This window comes from Amycolatopsis panacis (genome assembly GCF_003600245.1).
GTDB lineage: Bacteria > Actinomycetota > Actinomycetes > Mycobacteriales > Pseudonocardiaceae > Amycolatopsis > Amycolatopsis sulphurea.
Genome location: NZ_QZFV01000013.1, coordinates 1 through 8,906, shown reverse-complemented (window position 1 = coordinate 8,906; position 8,906 = coordinate 1). Strand labels below are relative to the sequence as shown.

Genomic DNA, 8,906 nt, shown 5'->3' with positions numbered 1-8,906 from the left:
GCGAGACCACGGCCGCGAGACCACGGCCGCGAGACCACGGCCGCGAGACCACGGCCGCGAGACCACGGCCGCGAGACCACGGCCGCGAGACCACGGCCGCGAGACCACGGCCGCGAGACCACGCAGCACCCGGCCCGTTTCCGCCCGCCCGACCGCCGGTCACTCCGGCCGGAAAAGATCAGGCAACCCTTTCCTTTCCCCCGGAAATTCATCGCCCCAATAATGCGCGGGGCAACCCTAATTCTTTCCCAAGTTGCGCGCGGCCGATTCCCGGGGGTTCTACAATCACTGGATGAAGATCGTCCTGTGGACCGCATTATGCGGATTGTGCGCCCTCGCCGGCCACGTGCTCCTGGGCGTCGTGGCGGCATTTCTGCTCCTGGCCTGCGTGCCGGTCGCGCCTGCGGCCGGGCGGCCGGTGCCGGAAAGGGAATTGATCGGCAATCGCGGCTGATCCTTTCCGGCAATTCCCGCCTGCCGGTCGCCGAGTGTTCACGTGCGCGTCGTTGCGGGGGCTGGATGCTCGCCTTAGCGTCGGCGCGTCAGTCGAGTGCGGAGGTGCGCAGATGTCCACTGGGGAACTCAGCCGGCGCAACATGCTGCGGGCGGGCGGGGTGGCCGCGGCGGGCGCGGCGATGGGCATGCTGCCCGGGGTGGCTTTCGCGGCGCCCGCGCCGGGGGCCGCGCCGGAGACCCGGACCGTCACCGGCACCTTCCGGCCCGACGTGCCGGACTGGTACTACCTGCCGGTCGATGTGCCGCGTGGGGTCCGGCAGATCGATGTCGTCTATTCCTACGACCGGCCGTCGGTCCCGCCCGGTGTGCGCGGAAACGCCTGTGACATAGGCATGTTCGGGCCGGAGGGGCACGAGCTGGGCAATGCCCGAGGTTTCCGGGGCTGGTCCGGCGGGTTCCGCGACCGGTTTTCGATCAGCGCCGCGCAGGCCACGCCCGGCTACCTTGCCGGTCCGATTACCCCCGGCCGCTGGCACGTGATTCTCGGCCCGTACACGGTCGCCCCGCAGGGCATGAACTACCGCGTGGACATCACGCTCACCTTCGGCCGCGACGACGCGAAGCCGTTCCGGCCGAACCCGGCGCCGGAGCGTGCTCCGGCCCGCGAGCGCGTCCGGGCGTGGTACCGCGGCGACTGTCACCTGCACACGGTGCACTCCGACGGTCGGCGCACGCCGGAGCAGCTGGTCGCCGACGCGCGTGCGGCCGGCCTGGACTTCATCGTCTCCACCGAGCACAACACCCCGAGCGCGCAGCTGATCTGGGGCGACCACGCCACCGACGACCTGCTGATCCTCAACGGCGAAGAGGTCACCACCCGCTCCGGGCACTGGCCCGCGATCGGCCTGCCCGCGGGCACCTGGATCGACTGGCGCTACCGGGCCGCCGACCCCCGCGACTTCCGGCGGTTCACCGACCAGGTGCACCGGGCGGGCGGTCTGGTCACCGCGGCGCACCCGTTCGCCAACTGCTTCGGCTGCACCTACGAATTCGCTTACGAAATCGCGGATCTCGTCGAGGTGTGGAACGGCCCGTGGACGCCGGACGACGAGGCCGGCGTGACGCACTGGGACGGGCTGCTGCGCGGCGGTCGCTGGATTCCGGCGATCGGCGATTCCGATGCGCACAACCCGGACCAGGTCGTCGCACTGCCACACACCGTGGTGCTGGCCGACCGGCTCGGCCGGGCCGAGTTGCTCGCCGGGCTCAAGGCGGGCCGTTCGTGGCTGGCCGAATCGAAGACGGTGCAGCTGGACTTCTCGGTCTCCGGGGGCGGCCGGACGGCGGGGATCGGCGAACGGCTGGCGGCGGGCACCGGCACGCCGGTCACCGTGCGGGCGAGTGTGTCCGGGGTGCCCGGCACCACGGTGACCTTCCTCGATCAGCTCGGCCCGGAGCACACCGAGACGGTGCGGGATTCCGGCAGCGCCACCGTGACCTGGCAGACCTATCCGCGCTACAGCCGGTGGGTACGGGCCGAGGTGCGGCGTCCTTCCGGCAGCCCGGGCACCAGCACGCCGAACGCGATGGTGGCCATGACGAACCCGGTCTTCCTGGGCGGATGACCGCCCCGCGGTCCCGCCGGAACCGGCGCCCGGGCAGACTGGGCGTCGGCGAAGGCGTGGCTGAAGGGCAGGGCAGGAGTGCGCGGATTTGGCGTACGGGCGGCGATCGTGGCAGTCGTGGTGGTGCTGGCGGCGGTGGTCGTGGTGGTGGTCGTCTACTTCCGGGGCAACGAGGTGAAGACCCCGGGGTGCACGGTGACCCTCCCCCAGGGACCGTCGGATCAGCAGGCCCCGCAGTACACCCTGCAGCCGCAGCAGATGGACAACGCCGCGGTGATCGCCGCGGTGGCCGGCAAGATGGGCCTGCCACCGCACGCGGTCACCGTGGGGCTCGCCACCGCGTTGCAGGAATCCAGGCTGCGTAACCTTTCCGGTGGCGATCGTGATTCGGTCGGCCTGTTCCAGCAGCGCCCGAGCCAGGGCTGGGGCAACCCGGATCAGCTGCAGGACCCGGTCTACGCGGCCACCGCGTTCTACAAGAAGCTCGCGAAGCTGTCCGGCTGGCAGACCATGCCGGTGACCGAGGCGGCGCAGGAGGTGCAGCGCTCCGCGCTGCCGGACGCCTACGCCCAGTGGGAGAACGTGGCGGCGGCCGCCGGAGGCGCGCTGACCGGCCAGTATCCGGCCGCGCTGACCTGCCGGAACATCACGGTCGGCGCACCGCGGGTGGACCTGGTCGACACGGCGAACGCCGAGCTGGGCACTGCCCGGCTCAGCGGCGCCCACCCGGCGGAGGAGGGCTGGCGGATCGGCAGCTGGCTGGTGGCCCGCTCCGTCGCGCTGGGGGTGGACAAGGTCAGCTTCGCCGGGCAGACCTGGACCGCCGAGTCCGGGGCGTGGGCGGCAGATTCCGGTGCGGGGCAGGATCTTTCCCTGCACCAGGTCCCGGCCGCCGCGGCCGTCTCGCGCTGATCAGCGGGCGAACGCGTCGACCCCGGTGAGGTCCGCGGACAGCTGCCAGAGCCGCTGTGCCTCGGCCGGGTCGACGGCGTGCTCGCGGACGCCGTGGCCGGCTTCGGCCGGGGTCACTTCGGTGATGTCACAGTCCTCGCAGTAGAGACCGCCGAGGCCCGCCAGTGCGGGTGCGGTCGCCGCCCTGACCTGGGTGGCCGCGCCCTGCTCCGGCGTCTTGAAGGCGCCCAGGACGTTGCCCTCCTCGTCGCACCACCCGAACGACACCATCTCCGCGCGCGGCAGGTGCCGCTGCAACGGCGTCATGATCCCGCCCGGATGCAGCGAGAACGCTCGCACGCCCTGTGCTTCGGCGCGACCTTGTCGAGGTGCACGGCGAACAGGACGTTGGCGGTCTTGGCCTGGCTGTAGGCCGTCCACTTGTCGTAGCCGGTGGTGAAGTGCGGGTCGGCCCAGCGGATCGGGGAGCGGCGGTGGGCGAGGGAGGACACGGCCACCACCCGTGCGCCGGGGCGGACGGGTGGCCACAAACGGTTCACCAGGGCGAAGTGGCCGAGGTGGTTGATCGCGAACTGGGCCTCCCAGCCGGGGCCGGCGCGGGTCTCCGGGCAGGCCATCACGCTCGCGCCGGCCATGATCAGGTCGATCCCGCGGCCGGAGGCGAGGAACGCGTCCGCGAACTCGCGGACGCTGCCGAGATCGCCGAGGTCGAGCCGGGTCGTTTCGGTCCGTTCGAGGCCCGCGAGTGCCTCGGCGGCGACCTCCGGGCGCCGCGCCGGGACGAGCACGTGGGCGCCGGCCGCGGCGAGGGCGCGGGTGGTCTCCAGGCCGATGCCGGAGTAGCCGCCGGTGACCACGGCGAGCCGGCCGGAGAGATCGAGACCTTCGAGGACTTCGGTGGCGGTGCTTTTGGCGCCGAAGCCGGAGCCGATCGGGTGCTGGGACGTGTGCATCGGCCCAGGCCAGGAGCCGGGGTGCGCTCCAGAGCAAGCGCTTCAGGCAGTGGCTTGGGCGTAGAGTGCCTGGATGTCGGTGTCGAAGTAGGCGCTGTAGGAGACGTCCGCGGTGTCGCCGCCTTGCTGGTAGCCGCCGATCACGCCGACTACGGTGCCGAGCCCGGTCAGCGGGTCCGCGCCGATGATCCACGGGCCGCCGCTGGTGCCGTCCGGGAAACCGGGGCAGGCGATGCGTTGTTGGTAGGTGTCGGACTGGGTGGCGGTACCGGTGCAGACGACGGGATCTTCGGTGGCGTCGGGATATCCGGTCAGGGTGACGGTGTGGGTGAAGCCCTGGCCGGTGCCGAGCGTGTTGGCGCCGGTGAGGCTTTCCAGCGTGGCGCTGGTGCCGGGCTGGGTGACGGTGAGGAACGCGAAGTCGAGATCCTGGTCGGCGGAATCCTGCCAGCCGGCCGGAATCGTCTCCGAAGTGACGTTCCAGCTGCCGTACGGGGCGGCGCCGTCGCGGTAGCCGGGGACGAAGGTGAGCCCGCTGATGCCGTCGCCGAGGCAGTGGGCGGCGGTGAGCAGGAGGTCGCCGCCCGGGCTGTGCACGACGCTGGCGGTGCAGAAGTGCTTGCCGCCGGACACCAAGGTGCCCACCGCGCTTCCCGTGGACTGTGCGGGGGAACTCGCGGTCTGTGCCACGGCGGCGGTGTTCACCACACCCCCGGGTACGGTGTCGACCGCGGCCGCCGCGGCGCTGCCGGCGATGAGCGCGGCAGCGGCCACGACCACGAGCCCGGTCCGGAAAACCACGATCTTCACCGCTCAAGGTGACCACGCCGCCCCGCCTCGCGCACCCCCTAAGCCAAACGCACAGCAACCTCACAGCGCGGCTTCCCTACGGCTGTGAAGGGACCCTTCACAGCCCCAGAGTCCGTGAAGACATCCCTTCACGGACTCCCGCCAGGCCGGTCGGGTCAGCCGGCGACGTCCAGGGCCGCCCGGATGATGCTGTCGGTGTCGATCCCGTGGTGGTGGTAGACGCTGTCCAGGTCGCCCGACTGCCCGAACTGGGTGACCCCGAGGTGCGCCGCGCGGACCCGGTGCACCGTGGCGAGGAACGCGAGCGTGTGCGGATGCCCGTCGAGCACGGTCACCATCGGTGCGCGGCGGTCGGCGGGCAGGGCCGATTCGAGGATCCAGGTGTCCGCGGTGTCCTGGCCCGCGCGTGCCTGCACGGCGCGGAACAGCAGGCCGGGGCTGGTCACGCAGACGACGTCGGCGTGCTTGCCCAGCGCGTCCAGCCGGTCGGCCGCGGTGAGCGCCTCGGTGACCAATCGCGCCCATCGTCACCAGCGTGACGTCGGGCCGGGCGACCGGGGCGGCGCGGATCGGGTAGGCGCCCGCGACGACCTGGCGGCGACGGCGTTCCCGCGCGGCCGGATCGGCCGGCACCGCGGCGAGTTTCTGGTCCACCGGACGGGTGGACAACCGCAGGTAGGCCGAGGTGCCGTCCGGTCGGCCGAGCCGGGCCAGCGACGCGAGCAGCGTCCACTCGACGTCGATCGCGAACGCGGGCTCGTAGGTCACGCACCCGGGTTGCTCCAGCCCGACCGACGGGGTGGTGACCGACTGGTGCGCGCCGCCTTCCGGCGCGAGCGTGACCCCGGACGGGGTGCCGACGAGGATCGACTGCCCGCCGCCGTAGATCCCGAACGACTACGGCTCCAGCGCCCGCTCGACGAACGGGTCGTAGAGCACCCCGATCGGCAGCAGCGGACGGCCCCAGCGCGACCACGTGGTGCCCAGTTCGCCGAGTGCGCTGACCAGGTTCACCTCGGCGATGCCCAGTTCCAGATGCTGACCGGTGGGCCGCTCGCGCCAGTGCAGGATGGTCTCGGGGTCGTCGGCGAACCAGTCCACCCGCTCCTGCGGCGACCACACGCCGACCTTGTTCACCCAGCCGCCGAGATTGGTGCTGGAGGAGACGTCCGGGCACAGCGTCACCACGAGTTCCGCGGCCTCCGGTGCTTCGCGGGTCAGATCCAGCAGCGCCCGGCCGAGCGCGGCCTGGGTGGTGGCGCGCCCTGTCGGGGTCCGCCCGATGTCCGCCGGGATCGCGGGAACCTGTTGTAGTGCAACGGTTTCCCGCTGCAGCCGGTGGGCCGTCTCGGCACACAGCCGGGCGGCTGCGGAGCCGTCGGGGAACTTCTGCCACGGGTGGTCCGGCGAGGCACCGACACGGTCGGCCAGTTCGCCGATCTGTTCGGCGGTGAGCAGGGACGAGTGGTTCTGCGGGTGGCCCTCGCTGGCGAGACCGAATCCCTTGACGGTGTAGGCGAAAACGACGGTCGGCCGGCTGTCGTCGATGGCGTCGAAGGTGTCGAGAAGGGCCGGCAGGTCGTGTCCGCCGAGGTTGCGGATGGCCGCGTGCAGGGTTTCGCCGTCGAGGGTGTCCAGCAGCGGCGTCAGCTCCGGGGAGCCGAGCCGTTCCCGCAGCTGCGCCGCCGTGCAGCGGAGCAGCCGCTGGTACTCCGGGTTCGGCATCTCGTCGATGCGCTGCCGCAAGGCCTCGCCGCCCGGGCGGGCGAACAGCTCCTGCAGCAGGCGGCCGTACTTCACGGTGAGCACCTGCCAGCCGGCCGCTTCGAACATGCCCTGCAGCCGGGTCGCGCCGATGTTGGGCACGACGCGGTCGAGCGACTGGCGGTTGAGGTCGACGATCCACACGACCTCGCCCAGCTCCGCCACCGTGGGATCGAGAATCGCTTCCCAGCAGGCGCCTTCGTCGAGTTCGGCGTCGCCGACGAGCGAGTACTGCCGCCCGGTGCCCGCGCCGCCGCCGTGCGACTCGACGTACCGGCGGGCGAGCGCGCCCCAGAGCGGCGCGGTGGCCCCGATGCCGACCGAACCGGTGGAGTAGTCGACCTGGTCCGGGTCCTTCGACCGGGACGGATAGCTTTGCAGCCCGCCGAATTCCCGCAGCGAGGTCAGGTACTTCTCGTCGAGATCGCCGAGCAGGTAGTTGATCGCGTGCAGCACCGGCGAGGCATGCGGTTTCACCGACACCCGGTCCTGCTCGCGCAACCGGGCGAACCACAGCGCGGTCATGATCGAGACCATCGAGGCGCTGGAGGCCTGGTGCCCGCCGACCTTGAGCCCGGTCGGGTTCGGCCGCACCCGGTTGGCGTGGTCGATGATCGCGGTGGACAGCCAGAGCACGCGGTCGGCCACCTCGCGCAGGACGTCCACGGTGTCGTTCTCCCGGATGCGGCCGGGGGCGGTGCTGGTCACGTCGGCGGAACCTCTCTTGGGCGGAACGTTCGCACCAGTCCACCAGAGGTGGTTAGGCTGCTCAACCAACCCCGAATGGATTGAGCACAACGCCCAAACCGGAGCCGTAAGGCTCGGAGAGGACTGCGCACCATGCCCAGTGCCCGGCGGCTCGATGCCACCGACGCCCGGATCCTGCTCGCGCTCGGCCGCACCCCGCGGGCCACCGCCGTGGCGCTCGCCGAGGAGCTGGGGCTTTCCCGCAACACCGTGCAGAGTCGGCTGGCCCGGCTGGAACAGGGCGACGTGCTGCGCTCGCCCGAGCACCGGATCGACCCGGCCGCGCTCGGGTACCCGCTGTCGGCGTACGTCACGGTGCAGGTCACCCAGCGGATGCTGGACGAGGTGGGCCGCTCGCTCGCCGCAGTGCCGGAAGTACTGCAGGTGCACGGCCTGACCGGCCCGCAGGACCTGCTGGTGCACGTGGTCGCTACCGACGCCGAGGACCTGTACCGGATCGCCGGGCAGATGCTGGAGATCCCGGGCGTCGAGCGCACCAGCAACGCGCTGGTGATGCGCGAGATGGTGCCCTACCGGCTCACCCCGCTGCTCGAGCGCGCCACCGGGGACTGAGCCGGGGCCGCTCGGTCAGGGTTGTTCGCCGGAATCGTCCTCGCGGGTGCGGGGGGTCAGGATGCGGTGTGCCCAGACCAGGCCCGGCGCGGCGGCCAGGCCCCACAGGAACAGGCCGGTGGCCCCGGTGACGAGCCCGAGGATGATCATCAACAGGGCGGTGAAGTCGGCCAGGATCAGGGTGATCAGGCGAAGCCGGGACCGCACGGGTGGCGCGCCCTGGCTCAGCACTGCCGCGAACGCGGGGTCGCTCGCGGCCAGTTCCTCTTCGATCTTCCGCAGCGCGCTGCGGTCGCGATGGGGCAGCATGACCCCCTCCTCGGGCGGGACGGGCCGGTGATCGCACCTCCTTAGTGGAGTACCCGGGCAGGGGTGCCGTCAAGCCTCGGTTTTGCCGGAATAATCGCGAATTCGCGTGCCCAGCGGGGGATGGGGCGGTTGCCGGGGTTCGGCGTGCGGCCTGCCCGAGGTGTGCCGGGCCGGTGGTGTGGTGGGAAAGAAACCGCCTGCGCGTGAAGGGGTGGTGGGTGGTGCTTCGGGTGGGTAGCCGGGGAGGGTTTGCGGGGCCGGGTGACGGGCTGGGCTCCGGGCTTACGGGCCGGGGTGGGCCGGTTGGGCAGGGTGCGCCGGGTTTGGGGTGGGTGGCCCGGGTGGGTCGGCCGGTGAGGGCGGTCGGTTGTGGGGCACGGGGTTTGTGCGGGTGGTGTCCGGCCGGGTGTGGCCAGGGATGTGGCGGCGGTCGGTTGTGGGGCTGGGGCGGGTTTGTGTGGGTGGTGTGCGGTCGGGTGGGAAGTGGGCTTTGTGGCGCTCGGCTGTGGGACCGCCGTTCGGGGCAAGGGTATGCGGCCGAACTGGCCGCGCGGGCCGCGACGCTCAACCCGTCCGGGCCCGGGAAGGCGTGTCTCTGAAGGCTGTGAAGGGTCCCTTCACAGCCTCAGCTAGGGCTTTGTCAGGAGTTGTTGATCTTGTGGTGTGATTCTGGTGTGGATCTTGCTGTGGTGCGGGCTTTGAATGGTGAGCTGGAGCGGTTCGTGATGGAGGTGTTCGTGCCGGGGCAGCCGGTTGC

General features: G+C 71.6%; 6 protein-coding genes and 2 pseudogenes. 4 read left to right on the top strand and 4 right to left on the bottom strand.

Annotation, left to right across the window (positions count from 1 at the left end; translation table 11 throughout):
- The first annotated feature begins 292 nt into the window (after window positions 1-292).
- The 3 genes from D5S19_RS31865 (at window position 293) to D5S19_RS01305 (ending at window position 2,993) form a co-directional block, all read left to right on the top strand.
- A complete protein-coding gene (locus D5S19_RS31865) occupies window positions 293-454 on the top strand; it encodes a hypothetical protein (protein ID WP_158605455.1) in 162 nt (53 codons plus the stop codon).
- Window positions 455-566: 112 nt separating this feature from the next.
- Window positions 567-2,081: a CehA/McbA family metallohydrolase gene (locus tag D5S19_RS01310; protein ID WP_120021493.1), complete on the top strand. Its 1,515-nt coding sequence runs from the start codon at window positions 567-569 to the stop codon at window positions 2,079-2,081.
- A gap of 108 nt (window positions 2,082-2,189) precedes the next feature.
- Entirely contained in the window at window positions 2,190-2,993 is an 804-nt protein-coding gene (locus D5S19_RS01305) for a hypothetical protein (protein WP_456061893.1), read from the top strand.
- Here the strand turns inward: D5S19_RS01305 and D5S19_RS01300 are convergent.
- From D5S19_RS01300 to D5S19_RS01290, 3 genes and pseudogenes are all read right to left on the bottom strand, one after another.
- A pseudogene (locus D5S19_RS01300) lies at window positions 2,994-3,946 on the bottom strand (SDR family NAD(P)-dependent oxidoreductase).
- A gap of 42 nt (window positions 3,947-3,988) precedes the next feature.
- Window positions 3,989-4,756 (bottom strand): trypsin-like serine peptidase, encoded by a 768-nt coding sequence (locus D5S19_RS01295; protein ID WP_120021491.1) that lies wholly within the window; start codon window positions 4,754-4,756, stop codon window positions 3,989-3,991.
- Window positions 4,757-4,911: 155 nt separating this feature from the next.
- Window positions 4,912-7,204 (bottom strand): annotated as a pseudogene (locus D5S19_RS01290) (transketolase-like TK C-terminal-containing protein).
- Between the two features lie 156 nt (window positions 7,205-7,360).
- Between D5S19_RS01290 and D5S19_RS01285 the strand changes: the two are divergent.
- Window positions 7,361-7,840, top strand: coding sequence for an Lrp/AsnC family transcriptional regulator (locus D5S19_RS01285; RefSeq protein WP_120021490.1), 480 nt, complete (start codon window positions 7,361-7,363; stop codon window positions 7,838-7,840).
- A gap of 15 nt (window positions 7,841-7,855) precedes the next feature.
- On the opposite strand, the gene D5S19_RS01280 is transcribed toward D5S19_RS01285, so the two are convergent.
- On the bottom strand, window positions 7,856-8,149 hold the full coding sequence (locus D5S19_RS01280) for a DUF3040 domain-containing protein (RefSeq protein WP_120021489.1): 294 nt from the start codon (window positions 8,147-8,149) through the stop codon (window positions 7,856-7,858).
- Between the last annotated feature and the right edge of the window lie 757 nt (window positions 8,150-8,906).